The sequence below is a fragment of the Oceanobacillus oncorhynchi genome, from assembly GCF_000821065.1.
Lineage (GTDB): Bacteria > Bacillota > Bacilli > Bacillales > Amphibacillaceae > Oceanobacillus > Oceanobacillus oncorhynchi.
In genome coordinates, this window is the sequence record NZ_CDGG01000001.1 from 4,524,887 (window position 1) to 4,544,361 (window position 19,475).

At 39.0% G+C, this 19,475-nt stretch carries 20 protein-coding genes and 1 other annotated feature; of the genes, 9 read left to right on the forward strand and 11 right to left on the reverse strand.

Annotation, left to right across the window (positions count from 1 at the left end; genetic code table 11):
- Nucleotides 1–16: 16 nt before the first annotated feature.
- A complete protein-coding gene (locus tag BN997_RS21675; protein ID WP_042535477.1) occupies nucleotides 17–973 on the reverse strand; it encodes a BMP family ABC transporter substrate-binding protein in 957 nt (318 codons plus the stop codon).
- Between the two features lie 18 nt (nucleotides 974–991).
- Nucleotides 992–1,597, reverse strand: a complete 606-nt coding sequence (locus BN997_RS21680) for a hypothetical protein (protein ID WP_042535479.1) — start codon at nucleotides 1,595–1,597, stop codon at nucleotides 992–994.
- A gap of 145 nt (nucleotides 1,598–1,742) precedes the next feature.
- Between BN997_RS21680 and BN997_RS22805 the strand changes: the two genes are divergently transcribed.
- Together BN997_RS22805 and BN997_RS21685 are read left to right on the forward strand one after the other, a co-directional pair.
- Nucleotides 1,743–1,919: a DUF2929 family protein gene (locus BN997_RS22805; protein ID WP_084613006.1), complete on the forward strand. Its 177-nt coding sequence runs from the start codon at nucleotides 1,743–1,745 to the stop codon at nucleotides 1,917–1,919.
- 218 nt (nucleotides 1,920–2,137) lie between these two features.
- Nucleotides 2,138–2,959 carry an undecaprenyl-diphosphate phosphatase gene (locus BN997_RS21685; RefSeq protein WP_042535481.1) on the forward strand — a complete coding sequence of 274 codons (822 nt, stop codon included), beginning with the start codon at nucleotides 2,138–2,140 and terminating at the stop codon, nucleotides 2,957–2,959.
- Between the two features lie 73 nt (nucleotides 2,960–3,032).
- Here BN997_RS21685 and BN997_RS21690 read toward each other — a convergent pair whose 3' ends face one another.
- Together BN997_RS21690 and yjfP are read right to left on the reverse strand one after the other, a co-directional pair.
- Nucleotides 3,033–3,344 carry a metal-sulfur cluster assembly factor gene (locus tag BN997_RS21690; protein ID WP_040979684.1) on the reverse strand — a complete coding sequence of 104 codons (312 nt, stop codon included), beginning with the start codon at nucleotides 3,342–3,344 and terminating at the stop codon, nucleotides 3,033–3,035.
- A gap of 62 nt (nucleotides 3,345–3,406) precedes the next feature.
- Nucleotides 3,407–4,171 carry an esterase gene (gene yjfP / locus BN997_RS21695; RefSeq protein ID WP_042535483.1) on the reverse strand — a complete coding sequence of 255 codons (765 nt, stop codon included), beginning with the start codon at nucleotides 4,169–4,171 and terminating at the stop codon, nucleotides 3,407–3,409.
- 153 nt (nucleotides 4,172–4,324) lie between these two features.
- On the opposite strand from yjfP, the gene BN997_RS21700 reads away from it, so the two are divergent.
- Complete coding sequence (locus BN997_RS21700) at nucleotides 4,325–5,167, forward strand: Cof-type HAD-IIB family hydrolase (protein ID WP_042535485.1); 843 nt, start codon at nucleotides 4,325–4,327, stop codon at nucleotides 5,165–5,167.
- 114 nt (nucleotides 5,168–5,281) lie between these two features.
- The gene (locus BN997_RS21705) at nucleotides 5,282–5,545 is read left to right on the forward strand and encodes a NifU N-terminal domain-containing protein (RefSeq protein WP_042535487.1); all 264 of its coding nucleotides are present in this window, start codon (nucleotides 5,282–5,284) and stop codon (nucleotides 5,543–5,545) included.
- 109 nt (nucleotides 5,546–5,654) lie between these two features.
- Here the strand turns inward: BN997_RS21705 and BN997_RS21710 are convergent, their stop codons facing one another.
- Together BN997_RS21710 and BN997_RS21715 are read right to left on the reverse strand one after the other, a co-directional pair.
- Complete coding sequence (locus tag BN997_RS21710; RefSeq protein WP_052485098.1) at nucleotides 5,655–6,074, reverse strand: hypothetical protein; 420 nt, start codon at nucleotides 6,072–6,074, stop codon at nucleotides 5,655–5,657.
- Between the two features lie 16 nt (nucleotides 6,075–6,090).
- Entirely contained in the window at nucleotides 6,091–6,933 is an 843-nt protein-coding gene (locus tag BN997_RS21715; RefSeq protein ID WP_042535490.1) for a YitT family protein, read from the reverse strand.
- 94 nt (nucleotides 6,934–7,027) lie between these two features.
- On the opposite strand from BN997_RS21715, the gene BN997_RS21720 reads away from it, so the two are divergent.
- Entirely contained in the window at nucleotides 7,028–7,885 is an 858-nt protein-coding gene (locus BN997_RS21720) for a DegV family protein (protein WP_042535492.1), read from the forward strand.
- Between the two features lie 84 nt (nucleotides 7,886–7,969).
- Here BN997_RS21720 and tyrS read toward each other — a convergent pair whose 3' ends face one another.
- Entirely contained in the window at nucleotides 7,970–9,247 is a 1,278-nt protein-coding gene (tyrS, locus tag BN997_RS21725; RefSeq protein ID WP_042535493.1) for a tyrosine--tRNA ligase, read from the reverse strand.
- Nucleotides 9,248–9,359: 112 nt separating this feature from the next.
- Nucleotides 9,360–9,593, reverse strand: a binding site (T-box leader).
- Nucleotides 9,594–9,719: 126 nt separating this feature from the next.
- Here tyrS and BN997_RS21730 point away from each other — a divergent pair.
- The 4 genes from BN997_RS21730 (at nucleotide 9,720) to BN997_RS21745 (ending at nucleotide 14,881) form a co-directional block, all read left to right on the forward strand.
- The gene (locus BN997_RS21730) at nucleotides 9,720–12,236 is read left to right on the forward strand and encodes a transglycosylase domain-containing protein (RefSeq protein WP_052485099.1); all 2,517 of its coding nucleotides are present in this window, start codon (nucleotides 9,720–9,722) and stop codon (nucleotides 12,234–12,236) included.
- A 184-nt stretch (nucleotides 12,237–12,420) separates the two neighbouring features.
- On the forward strand, nucleotides 12,421–13,053 hold the full coding sequence (locus BN997_RS21735) for a GNAT family N-acetyltransferase (protein WP_042535494.1): 633 nt from the start codon (nucleotides 12,421–12,423) through the stop codon (nucleotides 13,051–13,053).
- 29 nt (nucleotides 13,054–13,082) lie between these two features.
- Nucleotides 13,083–13,730, forward strand: coding sequence for an acetoin utilization AcuB family protein (locus BN997_RS21740; RefSeq protein WP_042535495.1), 648 nt, complete (start codon nucleotides 13,083–13,085; stop codon nucleotides 13,728–13,730).
- Nucleotides 13,727–14,881: an acetoin utilization protein AcuC gene (locus tag BN997_RS21745; protein WP_042535496.1), complete on the forward strand. Its 1,155-nt coding sequence runs from the start codon at nucleotides 13,727–13,729 to the stop codon at nucleotides 14,879–14,881. Before BN997_RS21740 ends, BN997_RS21745 begins: the two co-directional genes overlap by 4 nt.
- Before the next feature lie 112 nt (nucleotides 14,882–14,993).
- On the opposite strand, the gene ccpA is transcribed toward BN997_RS21745, so the two are convergent.
- The 4 genes from ccpA to BN997_RS21765 all read right to left on the reverse strand — a co-directional run bounded on the left by ccpA (nucleotide 14,994) and on the right by BN997_RS21765 (nucleotide 18,999).
- Nucleotides 14,994–15,989 (reverse strand): catabolite control protein A, encoded by a 996-nt coding sequence (ccpA, locus tag BN997_RS21750; RefSeq protein WP_042535498.1) that lies wholly within the window; start codon nucleotides 15,987–15,989, stop codon nucleotides 14,994–14,996.
- A 546-nt stretch (nucleotides 15,990–16,535) separates the two neighbouring features.
- On the reverse strand, nucleotides 16,536–17,612 hold the full coding sequence (locus BN997_RS21755) for a bifunctional 3-deoxy-7-phosphoheptulonate synthase/chorismate mutase (protein WP_042535500.1): 1,077 nt from the start codon (nucleotides 17,610–17,612) through the stop codon (nucleotides 16,536–16,538).
- Nucleotides 17,613–17,969: 357 nt separating this feature from the next.
- A complete protein-coding gene (locus BN997_RS21760; RefSeq protein ID WP_042535502.1) occupies nucleotides 17,970–18,566 on the reverse strand; it encodes a YtxH domain-containing protein in 597 nt (198 codons plus the stop codon).
- Nucleotides 18,567–18,585: 19 nt separating this feature from the next.
- Entirely contained in the window at nucleotides 18,586–18,999 is a 414-nt protein-coding gene (locus BN997_RS21765; RefSeq protein ID WP_042535504.1) for a DUF948 domain-containing protein, read from the reverse strand.
- Nucleotides 19,000–19,475: the final 476 nt, after the last annotated feature.

Here is a 19,475-nt window from a genome sequence, read left to right on the forward strand (position 1 = left end):
ATTACTGCTTCGCCGCTCAATATTCATTTGGCAATAAACCTGTTTCAATGTACGCTTCGATGTCTTCCTCTACTTGAAGTCTTACCTCATCGGGGACAGCGGATTGAAATTCACCAAGTGATATAAAACCATCTTTAAAATCATAGGTATAAATTTTTCCTTCCAGCTCCTGCTGGTTAAATTCGTCTGCTGCTGCTTGATATAACTCTCCAACATGTTGAATCGTGCTTGTTAATACGGCATCCGGCGCAACTTCCATTTGATCCATCATATATCCGATTCCATAAAGATTATCCTCTTCTGCCTCTTTCAAGACAGCTTCACTGAAAGCATCTCCAATCGGATACACAACATCTGCACCTTCTTGCTGCATGGCATTATAATTTTTCAACGCCAGTTCCACGTTATTCCAATCATTTGTATAATTGAATTTTATCTCTGCCTCATTGTTTACATAATTGACCCCTTCAAAGAATCCTTCAATTTCCGGCTGCCAAGCATTTGCCGCAATAATCCCTATCTGCTGGCTTTCTGTCATATTTCCAGCAACCATACCAGCAAAAAATCCCATGGCATGCCCATTAAAATTAAGAGAGGTTACATTTTCTTCGGACTCTCCTCCATTCACGTAAACAAAATGAACATCTGGATAACTTTCTGCCAATGACATAAAATATTCTCCATAAATATTACTGTGCCCGTAAATCAAATTCACACCATCTTGAACAAATTGGTCAACAGCTTCCTGCATATCATGCATCGTTTGTATATTTTCTTTATAATAAACATCTACATCATATTTTTCACCAATCTCCTCCATGGCCTGATATCCTTGCTCTGTCCAAGGGTTATTATCTATTTCTGAATCCGTTATAAACCCGACATTTTGTATTTGACCCGTCTCAAAATAAGAGCAAGCAGACAATGTACAAATCAAAAACAGAAGGATTGTTGGATAGTAGATATATTTCAACTTAGCACACCCATTTCATTACCGAAGTCGCTTATTAAATGTTTGTATTGTTTTTATTACTTCATCTATATCTCTATTTTCCAGCAGAACCTGCTTTTTTTCAACTTTTGTGTTTGTTAAGTTATCGTTAACAGAGATAATCTCTATTAATTTTGGCAAATGGGTCATTTTTATCCATTGCATCAATACATTTAAAAAATCTTTGATATAAATCGCTTTGTTTTGCCATTCTTTATCTGCAAAAGAAAGCAGTCTGCCGTCTGCAATCAATCCATTTTCGTTCATTTCCATTCCTTCCCCAATAAGATAGGGAGCGGAAATCACTGTTGTGTCTGCATAATTTGATATCTTATGTCCGTTTGCATCGGTATATATATGCAATATCTTTTTAGTATACTGCGGCAAATCCGTTATATCGGAATGATGATTAATGACAATTGCCAAATCATATGGACTTATCACTTGACCCGTTTCTTGAAAATGACTGTTCCTTCCAAAAAAATCTTCCAGTCCAGAATCGATTTGATTATCCCGCTTTCCATCGACTTGGCAGCCCGCATCTAATAACTCTGTTACTATATGGTAGCCAATCCAATGATTGTGGGGAGTAACGAATACTCGCAAGGAAAACACTCCTTTATAGTCATATTCAGGTAAAGAACCACTAATTTTCATGATTTTTTTAAATTCTTTACAGCAACAAAAAGCTTTTCATGTTAAAATAGTATTTATGATATGCTTAGATAAGGTAGTAAAGTGAGGTGGACTTATGCGTTTTATAGCAACTATTTTTTGGGCTGTAGCTATTTCTTTAGCAGTCTCTTATGTATTGACAAGCATGGGCGCAGCACCATTTATTGTTCGTGATGCACTGATTGTAGCGGGTATTTTTTCTATATTCGTTTTTGCTTTAGCTGGTCTGGTTTTGAAAGAAGACACTAAGTAGGTAAAACCCCTTGTCTTATTCTATGCGGCAAGGGGTTTCTATATTTCTAAAATGCCTTTTATTAAAGAAAACGTTCTATGCTTATCATTTTTAGCATATTTACATATAAGGACAGGCTAATAAATTGGAATGGACAAAATTGATTGTAGTTCTGCTTTGTTCATTTTAAGAAATAACTGTACAATCAGAGAAGAAAAAATAAAGGAAGGTATAAAAACATGGACGCTTTAAGTAATTTATGGACACTGATCCAGTATTTTGTTCTTGGTATCGTACAAGGAGTTACCGAACCAATACCGGTATCCTCCAGCGGACACTTAATCATTGTCAGAGAGCTGTTTAATATTGAAGCAAGAGGGCTTTCTTTTGAAATCTTTGTTAACTTCGCTTCTCTACTGGCTGTAATGCTGATTTACCGCAAAGATATTATACGTTTAATCGTCAGTACATGGAAGTTCTTATTCAAAGGAGATAAAACGGTCAAAAGTGACTTTATGTTTGTTGTTTATCTCGTCATCGCAACCATTCCTGTCGGGATTATCGGCGTGTTATTCGGAGATGCACTTGGCGAAACGTTGAGCGGAACGAATGTAGTCGGGATAACTTTATTAATCACCGCTCTTGCTCTTTGGATTATCCGTAATCTCAGAGGACGCAAACAGGATGGAGATTTATCAACAAAAGATGCTATCATTGTCGGCCTGGTTCAATCGATTGCTGTCACGCCGGGAATCAGCAGATCCGGTGCAACTATCGTTGCTTCGATGCTTGTCGGCATGAAGAAGGAAACAGCTTTACGATTTTCTTTCCTGCTCTATATTCCGGTAAGTCTTGGTACAGGTATTCTTGAAATACCTGAAATCGCCAGTGACCCGGCAATGAGTTATCTATGGGCACCTTATCTGGTAGCATTCATTACGTCCTTCATTGCCAGCTATTTTGCACTTAAATGGTTTATGAACGTGATGCGGCACGGAAAACTGGAGTATTTCGCATACTACTGTGTCATCGTCGGTATTCTTGTATTGATTTTCTTATAATAATCTCCAAATATAAACAAAGGCATCCATTCTTTTTAGACGGATGCCTTTGTTTATATTCTGCTCTCTTTTATCAATCTGGAATACCTAAGGCAATTTTCGCATAGCGGGACATCTTATCTTTACCCCAAGGCGGATCCCAAACAATATTTGTTTTTGTTTCTTTTACTTCTGGAATATCTGATAAAGCATGCTTGATATCTGCCTCAATATGCGCAGATAAAGGACATCCCATTGCAGTCAATGTCATCGTAACTACACACAAGCCATCATCATCCAAATCTACATCATATATTAAACCAAGATTGACAATATCAATACCTAGTTCCGGATCAATAACGTTTTCTAATGCACCCATTAGATTCTCTTTCATCGCTTCATCCATACGTGTCATCCTCCTTTCCCTTGTTTCTATTAAATCATACTTTAACATGTAATTAAATCATTTTACAACAGATGCCGCTCAAACCACTCTGCAGCGTGATGCATTGCCGGCACACTAACTTTATGCTCCCTGCCTTTTTCGCCAATAAATTGCAGATGGTCTTTCTTTTTATAAGCCTGCTTGACTGTTTGGTAAAAGGAGTGCGATTGTTCATAAGGAACTACTTTATCATTTTCCCCATGCCAGAACATTAACGGACGTTCGTGAAGTGATTCCACGTGGGCAGACAAATCTAATTCAGCCAGCTGTTCAAACAAATCATCCAAATCTTCTTGTGTAAATGGTGTCTTCCCATTCTTTTCAGCATACTGCAGTAGTTGGTGCGCATATGCTTGCAGTTTAGGGGTGCCCATCATAACAGCCGCTGCATTGACCCAGGAATATTTGACAAGCGCAGCACTTGTTGTAATTCCTCCCATGCTGGTTCCAGCTACACCTAATGCATTTTCTTTTAAAAGCTTATTTTCTAATAAGTATTTCCGGATAATATCCAATTCACGAATATTTTTTAACACGATTTCAAAAAAAGCGAGCTGCCGTTTATCATCTGATAAACCGCTGTTTCTTTCCCCATGGTGCAGCGCTTCCGGTAGAAGCACCCGAAATCCTTTCTCAGCAAGCATGTAGGCTATCGGCAAATTTTGCTCCTTCGCGCTTGTAAAACCATGGTAATAAATAACCGTCGGCCGTTCCCCGCCAGCATACTTTTGATCGACAACATGCAAGCAAGGTATTCCCTCGATTGGTTCCTGATATATTCCTATCATTTCTGACACGCTTCCTTTCACTTATCAACGTACTATCTCTATTGTAAAGTTTTTGTAATATCTTTCGCAAACAATGCAGCTTTTGTTTAATTTTTCTTTACTTTACATATTTTCAAATCATGGTAACATAAAAATCAAATGAGAGGTGACAGAATGGAAAATAAAAACAGGCACTTAATCGCATTGGATTTAGATGGTACGTTATTGACAGATGATAAGAAAATCAGTATTCGAAATAAACAGGCGATATCTCAAGCAATAGAAGATGGCCACGTGGTTGTTATTGCCACCGGAAGACCCGGCCGTGCCAGTATTCAATACTATCAGGAACTCCAATTAAAAACACCGATGGTAAACTTCAATGGAGCACTTGTACACCATCCTCTGGATACCAGCTGGAAAGGTATTCACACGCCAATGCCTCTGACTACCGCACATCGGATTATTGATGTTTCCAACGAAGTCGAAGTAAAAAATATATTAGCTGAAGTGCAAGACCAGGTTTATTTAGATCAATACAGTGAAGATATTATGACTATCTTTCAAGATTTCCCCGAGCAATCGCCATATATTATCGGCGACATTAAATCTAAATTAAAATATGATCCGACTTCTGTTCTTATTCATCCTAACGTTTCGCAGGTAGAGGAGCTGCGAAATCATTTAAATGATTATCATGCGGAAGTCATTGAACATCGTAAATGGGGTGCTCCATGGAATATCATTGAAATTATCAAAAAAGGAATGAATAAAGCAGTCGGGCTAAAAGCCATTGCTGACGAATATCACATTGCCCGTGAAAATATTATTGCTTTTGGCGACGAGGACAATGATTTAGAAATGATTGATTATGCCGGTGTCGGTGTTTCTATGGGAAATGCGATTGACGACCTTGTCTCTGTATCCAAACATCAGACCTTAACGAATGAAGAAGACGGTATCAGCATATTTTTAGAAGAATATTTAAATCTTAATAAGAATAACAGCCTTGTGTAATGGTTATTAAGAAGGGAGTCTGCAGATAAAACATATGCAGCCTTCCTTTTCTTTATCTCTTTTCGATTTTCTGTTAATATAAACTTACGAACAATTAAATGAGGAGGTACTCATATGGCAGTACATATTTCCCCGACACCAAATCCAAATGCAATGAAATACACATCAGATAGTGTTATTTTTTCTGGGACAAACAGTATTTCTGTTATGCCCGGTGATGTTAGCGAGCATGAAATTTTAAATGAATTAATGAAACTGGAAGATGTTGATAACGTATTTGGCTATCAAAATTTTATTACGGTCAACAAACATTTTGACGCTGACTGGGAGAATATTAATCCCAAGGTGGAAGAAATATTTGTTAAATTCGGCTATTAAGAAAGAGGCCGGGAGCTCCCCGGCCTCTTTCTTGTTATCTTATAAATCCCCGGAACCGCTTATGGTCTAGCGAATCCGGGGATTTTAAATAATACTGGCAAAAAACAGCTTATTCTTCTGTATCTATCGGTACATAATTTGCGTTAATCTCATTATCATCTTCATCTTTTCCATACATCACGACGAATGGAGGCTCCTCATGACTAAGCGTATCTTCGGAGAATGTCTCCATGATTTGAAAGCTTTGAAAAGAACCTGCATCTGCTTCTTCCAAGTCTACCGTTGTTTCCTCTTGAATGGTTTCTCCATCCTGTTCAATTCGATAGAAAAAAGCATTTCCTTCTGTTCTTACCTGACCAACGATATGGAATTGTTCTCCATCTGCTGTAATGTCAATTTCCTGGAACATTACGGTGCCTGTCGTTTCATTATTTTCCTCCGGAGCGCTCGGCTCAATGACTTCCCCATCTCTATTCCCACAGCCTGCCAATAGTACGAGCACAGCAATAACAGCATACCAACGTTTCATACATATACACACCTTTTTAATCTTTTCTAAAGAACCCATATACTCCAGCAGTTTCTACAATATTTGTAAATGCTTCTGGATCTACTTCATTGATAATTCTTTCTAAATCATATAATTCATATCTTGTCACAACAAGATACATGAGACTTTTATCTGTTTTCGTATACGCTCCCTTTGCAGGCAAAATCGTAATCCCGCGAACCATCGTATCATGGATGGCTTTCTGCAGCTCGTCCGTTTTCTTAGTAACAATAAACGCGGTAACCTTTTCATAGCGTGTATGAATGGTGTCGATCACACGGGTTGTCACATAAAGCGTCAGCATAGTGTATAAAGCATTTTCAGGTTCATACAAAACACCTGCAATAACAATAATCATGGAATTCATAATTAAAAAGTAGTTGCCAATGGGTTTATCTTTCAGACGGGATAATATCATTGCCACAATATCCATACCGCCTGTAGAGGCACCTGCTTTTAATGTAATACCTACACCGACTCCAGCGATAACACCGCCAAATACCGCATTTAAAATAATATCATTCGAAATAGAAATAAGCGGTAATATCTCTAAAAATAACGTAGAGAAAAATACAGATATCACACTATAAACAGTAAATCCCTTTCCTACCTTTAACCATCCTAAAATCAAAACTGGAATATTTAAAAGAGCTAATAAAATACCTGTGGATAGGCCGATTCCTAAGAAATCATTAAAAATACTGGATAATAGCTGAGCCGCTCCCGTAAATCCACTGGCATAGACATTTGCACCGATAAGAAAGAAGTTTAAAGATGCAGCATTTAATAATGCTCCAAGTATTACTATACTTATCCTCTTAGCTTCAATATAAAACACAAAACAGCCTCCTTTATTAAATTTTTGACTAAATATTCAATTAAACGTAAACTTATAATTAAATCTTATTTAAATAGAAACGGATGTGATTAAAATGGCAATCACCATTCTGGCAGACAGCGCATGTGATTTATCCGAACATTATTATAACGAATATAGTATTGAAATGATACCTTTAACTGTTCATCTTGAATCAAAAGATTATCGGGACAGTGTCGATATTAAACCGAAGACAATCTATGATGCGATGCGGGAAGGACAGACACCAAAAACATCGCAGGCATCAGCAAACCAATTTAAAGAAATCTTCACTTCTTATGCGGAAGCAGGCAAGCCTCTACTCTATATCGCTTTTTCATCGGAATTATCCGGAACCTGCCAAGCTGCAAAAATGGTTGAACAAGAAATTAAAGAGAAATATCCTGAAGCAAAGCTGCACATTATTGATTCCAAATGTGCTTCACTGGGCCTCGGTCTAGTCGTACTGGAAGCAGCTAAAATGGCTCAAAAGGATATCTCTTTTGATGAAATCATTCAGCAAACCGCCAAAAACGCCGCACAGATGGAGCATATATTTACTGTGGACAATTTAGAATATTTATATCGCGGCGGCCGTGTCAGTAAAACCGCTGCCTTTGTCGGCGGCTTATTGAATATCAAACCTCTTCTGCATGTCGACGGAGGAAAGCTTATTCCTTTAGAAAAAATTCGCGGAACGAAGAAAGTGCTGAAGCGCATGATAGAGGTCATGGAAAAGCGGGGCAGCAATTTCCAAAATCAAACCATTGGAATCAGCCATGGTGATGATTTACCTCGTGCACAGGAGCTTTCCAGAATGATTCAGGATACGTTTCATGTCAAAGAAGAAAATATTATTATTGAAATGGTTGGTTCCGTGATTGGCGCGCATTCAGGTCCCGGCACGTTGGCTTTATTCTTCTACAACAAATAAAATATATACTTCGCTGTATATACTGTATTGGAGGAAAAAATAGATTTGACGTTATCACAGCGTCAAATCTATTTTTTCTTCTTTTTATTGAAAACGAATCAAGAAATATTTTTTCTTTCCTCTGCGGATAACCGTGAAAGCATCCCCTAAACGGTCCGCTTCATCTACCACGTAATCCAAATCCTGAACACGTTCTCCGTTAATGTAGATAGCTCCATTTTTCACATCTTCTCTTGCCTGCCGCTTCGATGAAGAGATAGAAGCATCCACTAATAAATCGATTAAGCTGGAAGGTTCTTTCCCCGTATCATGATTGGGAACATCCTTAAACGCTTGTTCTACTTCATCTGCTTTTAATTGTTTGATATCTCCGCTGAATAATGCTGCAGAAATTCGCTGCGCCTGATCCAAAGCAGCCTGGTCATGGATGCTGCGTGTCATTTCTTCTGCCAGACGGCGCTGTGCCACCCGTTTTTCCGGCTGTGTTTCTACTTCTTTTTCCAGCTCTGCAATTTCCTCATCTGACAGGAAAGTAAAGTATTTGATAAAACGAATCACATCACGATCATCAGCATTGATCCAAAACTGGTAAAATTCATATGGAGATGTTTTTTCAGCATCTAACCACACGGCGTTCCCGGCGGTTTTTCCGAATTTTGTTCCATCTGCCGTTGTGATTAAAGGAACAGTTAAGCCAAATGCTTCAGCAGTTTCCCCTTGGTTCTCTCTGGAACGGCGGATAAGCTCTAACCCTGCTGTGATATTCCCCCACTGATCACTTCCGCCAATTTGCAATGTACAATTTTCTTCTTCGTATAACCGTAAAAAGTCTAGTGATTGCAGAATCATGTAACTGAATTCGGTAAAGGTAATTCCTTGTGCAAGTCTTGCAGCAACCGAATCCTTAGACAGCATGTAATTAATCCCAAAATGCTTTCCTGCTCCGCGAAGGAAATCAATGATTGTCATATTTCCCAGCCAATCGTGGTTGTTGCGGGAGACAACTTGATTATCGCTGGAGGTATCATCCATATCTACAATTTTGGCAATTTGCTTTTGAATGCTTTCCGTAAAACCAAAAACAACCTCTTCGGTATTCAAGCTGCGTTCACTTGAACGGCCGCTTGGATCGCCAATCATCCCGGTTCCCCCTCCGACTAAGGCAATCGGTTTATGACCAGCCCGCTGAAACCGGCGCAGCATCGTTAAAGGGACTAAATGTCCGATATGCAAGCTGTCCGCTGTCGGGTCAAAGCCGCAGTATAAGGTTACCTGATTATTTTCAAGATGCTTTTCTAATCCATCCCGATCTGTTACTTGATTTACCAACCCTCTGTTTTCTAAATCCTGTAAAATATTCATATTATTTCCTCCTGCTTATTTGTATTTTCTTTTTACTGACAATGCCAGCTGCTCCCCGCTTTTGGGACATCCTTTTTAAGGTAAATAAAAAAACCCGCCTCCTTTCTGGTAAGAAAGGGACGAGTTGGATTCGCGGTACCACCCTTGTTGCTATTATAAAATAGCCGCTTAAGGTTTGTTAACGATGGTTGTCACCGTTCTTCTTATTATCCGCCTCCATGACGCGAATAATAAAAAGAAAAACTCCAGATTGTAATTCGCAAGTGAATATATACTGACTCGCACCATCCGTCAGTTCTCTAAGACAGGGATTCACGTTGCTACTTCGATCCTTCCATGTTTCTTTCATAAAAAATTAAATTCATATGATACTATTCATAGCATAAATAGTTCTTCTATGCAAGCCTTTTTCCGTCTTACTACCAAACTGTATTTTCACTATGTTATAATAAATGTTGAAATAGGAGGTCTAATGTCTATTATGAAAGAAAAACTGCAACGTTTTTTTAATACTGTTAAAGACTGGTGGAAAAAAGGTATCCTCCAGCAGACATCACGAGTTACATACGACGTTGTTTGGAATATTGTATTATTTGTCATTGTGACTATCGGCATCGGCGGGATTTTTGCCGGCGGAATCGGACTTGGGTACTTTGCCTCCCTGGTTTATGACGAACCATTACGAAGTGAAGCATCTATGGCAGATGATATTTACAATTATTCTGAGACATCCAGTATTTATTTCGCTAACGATGTCTACCTGGGAGATATCCGAAGTGATTTATATCGGGAAGAAGTAGCACTTGACGATATCTCACCTACATTGATTGATGCGGTTATCGCAACAGAGGACGAGTATTTTCACGAGCATAACGGTGTGGTGCCAAAAGCGATCTTAAGAGCGACGGCACAGGAATTTCTAAATTCCTCTGTCCAAACAGGAGGAAGCACACTGACACAGCAGCTGATTAAGAATCAAATTCTAACAGACGAAGTGTCCTTTGACCGGAAAGCCAAAGAAATATTATTAGCAATGCGGCTGGAAAATTATTTTACAAAAGATGAAATCATCGAAGCTTATTTAAATATTATTCCTTATGGCAGAAATTCATCCGGCCGTAATATTGCAGGTATACAGACAGCATCTAAAGGTATTTTCGGTGTAGAGGCATCTGAATTAACACTTCCGCAGGCTGCATATCTGGCCGGCCTTCCGCAAGCTCCTTCTTCCTACACACCATTTACAGCGGAAGGTGCACGAAAGTCTGAAGAAGAATTGCAAGCTGGAATCAGCCGGATGAGAACAGTTTTAAATCGCATGCATGATATGAATTTTATTTCAGATGAAGAACTCGAAGAAGCTGCCAATTATGATATTGCCAGCGATTTTATTGATGCGATCCCTTCTTCTACAGACGAATATCCATATGTCACTTATGAAGTAGAGAAAAGAACCAAGGATATTATTCAAGGTTTATTAATGGAAGAAGACGGCGTGACTGAGAAAGATTTGGCAGAAGATGACGATTTACGAGCTGAATATGCGGAGCGTACAGAAAGAGAATTACGTGACGGCGGCTATCAAATCCATACGACGATTAATAAAGAAATGTACGACGCCATGGAAGAAGCAGCAGACAATTATTCAGACTATGGATATGCCAGAACGTTTACCGCTACAAACAGTGATGGGGAAGAATATGAAGTAACACAGGAAATCCAGACTGGTGCGATAATGGTTGAAAATAACACCGGCAAAATAATTTCATTTATCGGCGGACGCGGTTTTGATGAAGATCACCAGGTAAATTTCGCTACGGATACAAGACGCTCTATCGGCAGTACCATCAAGCCTTTGCTTGATTATGCGCCGGCGATGGAAGAAGGCGTTATTCAGCCGGGAACACCGATTGCAGACTATCCTAGGACATTTGCTGGTGGATGGCCTCCGCGTAACTATGGAGGAGGAAATTATGGCCTTGTCTCTGCCCGTACAGCGCTGGCCAATTCCTATAATATTCCTGCTGCCGCCGTGTATATGGAAATAATCAATAATGACCCTGCTGCTGAATATTTGGAAAAGATGGGCATCACTTCATTAACGCCTGGTGATCATGTTCACCCATCTCTTTCTATTGGCGGAATGGACCATGGTATATCAGTAGAAGAAAACGTCAATGCTTTCTCCACCTTTGGCAATAACGGGAAGTTTGCAGATGCTTATATGATTGATAGAATCACAAACGCTGAAGGCGATGTGATTTATGAGCATGAAACGGATCCAGTAGAAGTATTTTCACCTGAAACAGCTTACCTGACAGTCGATATGATGCGGGATGTGATTGATAACGGGACAGGTAATTTCGTGAATTCCCAGCTTCAAAACACAAATGTCGACTGGGCTGGAAAAACAGGAACATCTCAGGATTATCATGACGCCTGGTTTGTAGCAACTAATCCAAATATTACCTTTGGAACTTGGATTGGCTATGAAACGCCTGCTCCCATCAATCATGAGTATCATCTGACATACAGTCAGCGGAATATGAAGTTGTGGGCGGAGGTTATTAATGCCGCCGCGCAGGTAGACCCTGTCCTGGTAACACCGGAATCAACGTTTGAACGTCCGGACGGCATTGTAGAAAGAAGCTACTGCGCCGTTTCAGGAATGCTTCCATCCGATTTATGTGAAGATGTAGGTCTGGTTAAAACAGACTTATTTGATTCCCGTCATGTGCCGACAGAAGAGGACAATAGCTTAACCAGAGGCAGCAGACGCGTTTTAGAATCAGATGACGACGGCAGGTCATTCAGCAGAAGCAACGGGATTATGTTCAACCCTGACTGGCTGAGAGAAAATGGTTATGATGATATGGATGACTTTTCCATGCTCTATCCTCGAACAGAAACAGATAAATGGCTGAGAATTGGCATACCAGTCAGTATGTCCTCATCCAGCTCAGACGATGACGGTGATGATGACGATTAACAAATGATATATATTTTTAATAAAACTTCACTCTATCAAGCAAGGGATATCCGCTTATAGAGTGAAGTTTTTTATTACATACCATAAGCTTCCTAACAATTATCAAAAAATACTAAAAAAATGCTGCGATTTTCTGTATAATGGATGGTAAGAGCATTTTGTATCTCATAAAGGTGGTGGATGGATGAAACACATAAAGGAATTTGATTCAATTCTTTTAGAAACAGAGGCAGGTCTGCTGACAATCGAAGGTCCTGTTTCACGCTCCCAGTTAGAACAATATCATTTTCATGAAGAATTAACTGCATTCCGGCCAGCTGACAAACAATTTGAAGCACTTTTAGACATCGCAGAGCTGGAAGAGTCCAGAATTATCATTGCACGTACAACAGATACCATTATCGGCTATGTGACTTACCTGCATCCTGATCCATTGGAAAGATGGTCCAAGTTCAATATGGAGGATTTAATTGAATTAGGCGCAATTGAGATTATCCGGAAATATCGGGGCGGAGGCGTCGGGTCTACACTGCTCCGGCAATCCATGAAGGACCCTTACATGGAAAATTATATTGTCATTTCTACAGAATATTATTGGCATTGGGATCTTGATTACAGTCAATTAAGTATCTGGGATTATCGGAAAGTGATGGAAAAGATGATGGCAGCGGGAGGGCTTCTTCCAGCTCCTACAGATGAACCGGAGATAAACTCTCATCCGGCTAACTGTTTGATGGTCCGTATAGGAAGTAATGTGCCGCAAAAATCCATTGAACGATTTGATAAATTGCGTTTTTTAGGTCCGAATCATTATTAACAGAGATATAACTGAAGGGGGATTCTACTATGCTAGTTGAAGAATTAATGAACAGGAATATGATAACGCTTCCACCGAAAGCAACAATCAATGAAGCATTGCAGCTGTTAGAAAAGCATAAAATCAGACATATCACGATTGTAGATGAAGCGATGCAGGTGCTCGGTATTGTTTCTGACCGCGACGTAAGAGATGCAAGCCCATCCACTTTTTTGGATACAAGTGATTTTCATATTCTTAACAAAGAGATTCAGACCATTATGACGAGTCCGGTGATAACGATTCATCCCATGGATTTTGTCGAAGAAATTGCTTATATTTTTTATGACAAAGAGATTGCCTGTTTACCGGTTGTCAGCCAAAACAAACTGGTTGGTGTCGTAACCGAAAAAGATATGCTCTATAAATTGATTCAATTGACCGGAACACATGAACAAAGCTCCCTTATTGAAGTAAAAGTACCTGATCTGCCTGGACAGCTGCCAAAGGTGGCAAGTGTATTCGTCAACCATAATGTAAATATTGTTTCCGTATTGCTTTATCCTTATAAGGATCCTGACTATAAAATACTTGTCTTCCGTGTTAAAACGTTAAATCCGATGCCTATTATCAATGACCTTCGAGATGCCGGCTATACCCTGCTCTGGCCAAATAATATTATGGAGCCAAAGAAATGACGAAGCAGGCAGGTTTTATTTATACTTCTAATTTTTTAAACTATCAATTCTCAGAAGATCACCCTTTTAATCACAAGAGGACCTTACTGACGAAGGAACTGCTGGAAGAGCAGGCTACCTTAACAGCAGAGGATTTCATTGTACCTCGGGTTGCATCAGATGAAGAGATTGCTCTTTTTCATGATACAACCTATATTGAAGCGGTTAAAAGAGCCGGCAGCGGAGATTTAATAGCAGATCGGGCACAGGAGTATGGCATAGGAACAGAAGATACACCTATTTTTCCAAATATGCATCAAGCTTCTTCTGCATTAGTTGGAGGCAGTCTCACTGCTATTGATAAAATATTAAACGGAGATTATAAAAAAATAACCAATATTGGCGGCGGACTTCATCATGGATTTCCACGTAAAGCCTCCGGGTTCTGTATTTATAATGATTGCGCGATTGCTATTAAATACTTGCGGGAACAGGAGGATTTGAAAGTGCTTTATGTAGATACAGACGCACATCACGGGGACGGCGTGCAGGCTGGTTTTTATGATGATCCGAATGTATGCACCTTTTCTATACATGAAACAGGCCGTTACCTTTTTCCAGGTACGGGAAACGTAAATGAAAGAGGAATCAAAGGCGGACACGGCTATAGTTTTAATTTACCTATTGATGCTTTTACAGAGGATGATTCTTTCTTAGAATTATATGAAACAGCTTTACGGAAAATTGCTGCGTTCTTCAAACCAGATATTATTGTGACACAAAATGGAGCGGACAGCCATTTTCTTGATCCTTTAACACATTTGTGCGGCACCATGAAGATATATGAGAGAATCCCTTTGCTTGCCGCTGAAATTGCAGATACGTATTGTGATGGAAGATGGCTTGCTGTCAGCGGCGGCGGATACGACATGTGGCGTGTTGTGCCACGTGCGTGGGGACAGGTGTGGAATGTGATGAAAACAGGAAGCTGCTGTAAAGGTCCCCTTCCTGAAAAGTGGCTGAAAAAATGGCAAAAGGAAGCTCCCGTAGCCCTTCCGGCAAATTGGCAGGATGCAGCCGATTCTTATCCGGTAATTCCTAGAAGGGCTGAAATCACAGAGAAAAACAAATTACTGTTAGAAGATATGCTTAAGTATACTGCGATTATTTGATTGTAATGGAGGTTAGATTTCTTCTTTTTCAAACCAGTACTGTCTCTTATCAGCCATAGAAAAAGACAAAGCAGTTTATGATTCAAAACTGCCTTGTCTTTTTTGTTGTGTGTTATTTTGTAGAATCTCTGAATTCCATACGATGCGGCAATACCACATTTTTCTCGTCTACTTCCTCATCGTTCATATATTTCGTCAGAAGACGCATACCTACTGCACCAATATCGTAGGTAGGCTGGACAACGGTAGTCAGTTTAGGACGTACCATGCTTGCCAGCCGGATATTATCAAAACCAAATACCTCGATATCCTCAGGGACTTGCAGTCCATTATCCTGCGCGCCATGAATAACACCTAGAGCAATTTCATCATACATCACAAATACAGAAGCTGGGCGTTCCTCTAATTTTAAAAAGTGCTCCATTGCTTCTATACCTGTTGAATACGCATAAGAACTCTTATATATATAATCTTCTTTAGGCTCTATATCAGCCTCTTTCAATGCACGCAGATAGCCATTCGTTTTTAAAATGTTCACGCTTGTATCTGATTCACTACCTACTAAAGCAGGCTGTTTGTTTGTCTTCTCAATCAATGATTTTGTTGCTTCATATGCAGCCAGTTCATAGTCAATATTGACGGAAGGAATGGTGTCTGTCGAATCATACGTAGAAGCCAGTACAACTGGAACAGAGCTTGTCTGAAACTGATGAACATGGTCCTCCGTGATATTTCCGCCCATAAACAGGATACCGTCTACTTGTTTTTCCAGCATTGTATTGATCAATTCCAATTCCTTGTCCTTGTTTTGATCCGAGCTGCTTAAAATAATATTGTACTTGTACATTGTCGCAATATCCTCAATTCCCCGGGCAAGCTCTGAAAAGAAGATATTCGATATATCCGGAATAATCGCACCGATGGTTGTTGTTTTCTTACTTGCCAGTCCGCGTGCAACTGCGTTAGGACGATATCCTAATTGTTCAATCGTTGCTAATACTTTCTTTCGTGTGGTTGGTTTTACATTTGGATTTCCATTGACAACACGAGATACGGTCGCCATGGAAACATTTGCTTCTCTTGCTACATCATAAATTGTAACAGTCATGTTTATCTACCTCCTAAAATTCATTTTATCGCAGTGCATCTGGCTGAAACCGGGACTGCCAATGTTGTCAGGTTAGTGCGACCGCTGGAGAAAAACACAACGCTTTCCCATAGGAGTCTTCGTGTTTTTCCTTCGCTAGACAGTTTTATTACTATCTGTATCAAAATTCATCAAAATCATTAACCTGTCAATATTGCCGGGATTACTCGTCCCATCGAAGAGCTTTTGCAAGACTCCCGTTTCAAGCATAGTCAAAATCGGGAAATACAGCCCTGCTGAATAATGTTTCACTTTAAACAAGAACTAATGCTGCATCTATTTATATATCATACGCTACCATGAAAAAAATTACAAAACTTTCATGAAAACAAAATGAAAATTTTCATAAACACACTATAAATATAATATACCTTTATCTTATTATATCCAAACTTGAAACTTTGAAAACATTTTCAACGTTTTATTTTAGCGCAGATCCTGTATAGCATTTTTCTATCAAAAAAACTGCCCCAAAAATTATACCACTAATTTTTGAGACAGTCTTTATTATTTTCCTAAACGATTTTCAACATCTTTGATTTCTTTAAAGAACTGATCGAATGTCGGGATATCCATTTGCTGAGCAGAGTCAGAAAGAGCAACTGCCGGATCCGGATGAACCTCTGCCATTACGCCGTCTGCTCCGACTGCGATAGCAGCTTTAGCTGTAGGCAACAGTAAATCTCTTCTGCCTGTAGAATGTGTTACGTCTACAAAAACAGGTAAATGAGTTTCTTGTTTTAAAATAGGTACTGCAGAAATATCCAGTGTATTACGTGTTGCTTTTTCGTATGTACGAATTCCACGTTCACACAGCATAATATTTTTGTTGCCTCTGGACATGATGTACTCTGCTGCATTTATGAATTCCTGAATGGTTGCAGATAGTCCGCGTTTTAACAGGACAGGCTTTCCAGCATCTCCAGCAGCCTTTAACAGTTCAAAGTTCTGCATGTTTCTTGCACCGATTTGAACGACATCAATATAATCAACTGCCTGTTCTAAATCTGCAGGATTTACAATTTCACTGATAACAGCTAAATCATACTCATCCGCTACTTTTTTCAGGATTTCTAATCCTTCGATTCCAAGTCCTTGGAAATCATATGGAGATGTTCTCGGCTTAAATGCCCCGCCGCGAAGTAATTTCAATCCTTTTTCTTTTACAGACGCAGCTACTGCAGCAACCTGCTCATATCCTTCTACTGCACATGGACCAAATACATAGCTGATTCCGCCATCGCCGACTTTTTCCCCTTTAAGCTCAACGACTGTATTTTCAGGCTGTTTCTTTCTCGATACTAAAAGTGCCTTGCTGTTATCTTCTTTTTGAAGCTCAAGACTTGCTTTGAAAATTTCTTTAAAAATATGTTCAAGTGTTGAATCCTGAAATGGACCATCATTGTTACTTTTAATTTTATCCAGCATCTCACGCTCACGCACTGGATCAAATCGCTTAATGCTCTGCTTGGTTTTTAATTCACCAATCTCTTGATTAATGCCTGCTCTCTTGTTAATCAATTCTAGTATTTCCAGATTGACCTTGTCCATTTGTTCTCTTAGCTGTTCCATTTCATTACTCATTAATACACACTCCTCAAGTCACTTAATCTATTTAATCATTTAGAATAATTAGAGACCATTATAGCTAAGATTCTTCTATTTGTCACCATCTAATTAATGTAAAATTTTAATTCTTAGAGAAAATACGGAAAAATGGAACCATTAATTATATTATATATCTTGGAAGAAGGGCCAAAAGCCCTCCCGTCCTCCTTTATAAATCCAATATATTTTCAATTTAAAAATCAGCGGCGTTCTACAATCATATAGAACGAAACTTCATTCAGCGGGAATTTTACGGGCGGTTCTCCGGGACAGACAAGATATAATTATAAAAAAACATTGATGAGTAAAAATGCTCATCAATGTTTTTAAGTATTATGATTTTTTATTTGCTTCTTTTTTTACTTCATTAACTGCTTGTTTTGTTTCTTTTTTTACTTCTGCTGTTTTTTTAGAAGCAGTTTCTTCTGCCTCTGCTTTTTTATCAGCAGCTTCTTTTTTTACATCTTCTATTTTATCTGATACCTCATCTTTTAAATCCGAAGCCTTATCTTTTGCATCATCCAGCTTCTCACCAGCAGAATCTTTTACATCTTCTGCTTTATCCTGAGCATCATTCAGTTTATCTTCTACGACATCCTTCAAATCAGCCGTTTTTTGTTTTACGCTTTCTGTAAGCTCCTGAGATTTATCTGCAACTGTCTTGGACAAATCAGAAGTTACATCCACTGCTTTCTTCGTTAAATCGGAAGTTGTAGAATAAGCTTTATCTTTCCATTCCACACCTTTTTCCTGAGCTGTTCCTGCTAATTCTGTTGCACGATTTTTCACTTGAACCGCACTATCGTTTAAATCACTGCGCAGTTCTTTACCTGATTTTGGTGCAAGCAACAATGCTGTCGCAGCTCCTACAAAACTTCCTACAAGTGTTCCGATAATAAAATCCTTCGTGTTAATCTGATTGTCTGCCATCCGTATAACCTCCTAAGATTTAATTAGACTTGTGTTTCCGATTATTCCAATACTCAAAAATGGAAGCACCCCATTTTACTGCTTGAGCAGCTTTTTCCTGGTCCTCTTTTGAGTGCTTTGAAATAATATTAGATAATTGCTGTAATGACTTATTAAAGTCTTCTACTGTATCACCTATTCCCTTTGCTCCCTGGATTAAACCATCAAGCTGAGTTGATTTTTGAGTTAAATCAGCTACCAGCCCTTTAGAATCCTGAACAACCTCTCTTGCATCTTCTGTGACTCCGTTTACCTGGTGATTGATTTTCCCTAATGTTTCCCGAACTTCTTCCATTGTTTTCTTTGTGTTGAACACTAAAATAACCGCATAAATCATTAATATGAGCAAGGCTATTATGGCAATTGCCAGTGCACTATAGAGGATAACTCCCATAAACTTATATCACTCCTTTATTTCTTGATTCATCCATATTGATTAAATACGTTTTAAGGGATAGTATGTACTTCATAAAGAGGTTGTCCAAATAACCCGGTAAAAATGTATTGGATAAAACATTGCTTTATCCTTTCTGCAGGAAAACACGATTATTTGGCTCTTTAACATCTGCGGTGAAGTAAACGGCATACTTATCCGTATCACTTTTAGCCCATTCCATACCGGGAGAGCTGGCACCATAATTTATTCTTACCCTGCATAGCTAAAGAATAAACTACATTTTCCCTTAAAAGATTTAATCCATATACTTATTGTATCTTATTTTTCCGTTAAAATACAACATCAATCTATATCCAGTATAGAATGCTGCAGCTAACCGCCCTTACATCGAATGAAATTTCATTCAGCAGGTATTTTCGAACAGCTGTCTTTACTGTATTTAAGATACATTGCTTTCATCAATAGCACTGCAA

What these genes read in the sequence shown, in the direction of transcription:
- BN997_RS22805 (WP_084613006.1), top strand. Translation starts at nt 1,743, where the DNA reads ATGCGTTTTATAGCAACTATTTTTTGGGCTGTAGCTATTTCTTTAGCA.
- BN997_RS21685 (WP_042535481.1), top strand. Translation starts at nt 2,138, where the DNA reads ATGGACGCTTTAAGTAATTTATGGACACTGATCCAGTATTTTGTTCTT.
- BN997_RS21690 (WP_040979684.1), bottom strand. Translation starts at nt 3,344, where the DNA reads ATGGATGAAGCGATGAAAGAGAATCTAATGGGTGCATTAGAAAACGTT.
- yjfP (WP_042535483.1), bottom strand. Translation starts at nt 4,171, where the DNA reads ATGATAGGAATATATCAGGAACCAATCGAGGGAATACCTTGCTTGCAT.
- BN997_RS21700 (WP_042535485.1), top strand. Translation starts at nt 4,325, where the DNA reads ATGGAAAATAAAAACAGGCACTTAATCGCATTGGATTTAGATGGTACG.
- BN997_RS21705 (WP_042535487.1), top strand. Translation starts at nt 5,282, where the DNA reads ATGGCAGTACATATTTCCCCGACACCAAATCCAAATGCAATGAAATAC.
- BN997_RS21710 (WP_052485098.1), bottom strand. Translation starts at nt 6,074, where the DNA reads ATGAAACGTTGGTATGCTGTTATTGCTGTGCTCGTACTATTGGCAGGC.
- BN997_RS21720 (WP_042535492.1), top strand. Translation starts at nt 7,028, where the DNA reads ATGGCAATCACCATTCTGGCAGACAGCGCATGTGATTTATCCGAACAT.
- tyrS (WP_042535493.1), bottom strand. Translation starts at nt 9,247, where the DNA reads ATGAATATTTTACAGGATTTAGAAAACAGAGGGTTGGTAAATCAAGTA.
- BN997_RS21730 (WP_052485099.1), top strand. Translation starts at nt 9,720, where the DNA reads ATGTCTATTATGAAAGAAAAACTGCAACGTTTTTTTAATACTGTTAAA.
- BN997_RS21735 (WP_042535494.1), top strand. Translation starts at nt 12,421, where the DNA reads ATGAAACACATAAAGGAATTTGATTCAATTCTTTTAGAAACAGAGGCA.
- BN997_RS21740 (WP_042535495.1), top strand. Translation starts at nt 13,083, where the DNA reads ATGCTAGTTGAAGAATTAATGAACAGGAATATGATAACGCTTCCACCG.
- BN997_RS21745 (WP_042535496.1), top strand. Translation starts at nt 13,727, where the DNA reads ATGACGAAGCAGGCAGGTTTTATTTATACTTCTAATTTTTTAAACTAT.
- ccpA (WP_042535498.1), bottom strand. Translation starts at nt 15,989, where the DNA reads ATGACTGTTACAATTTATGATGTAGCAAGAGAAGCAAATGTTTCCATG.
- BN997_RS21755 (WP_042535500.1), bottom strand. Translation starts at nt 17,612, where the DNA reads ATGAGTAATGAAATGGAACAGCTAAGAGAACAAATGGACAAGGTCAAT.
- BN997_RS21760 (WP_042535502.1), bottom strand. Translation starts at nt 18,566, where the DNA reads ATGGCAGACAATCAGATTAACACGAAGGATTTTATTATCGGAACACTT.
- BN997_RS21765 (WP_042535504.1), bottom strand. Translation starts at nt 18,999, where the DNA reads ATGGGAGTTATCCTCTATAGTGCACTGGCAATTGCCATAATAGCCTTG.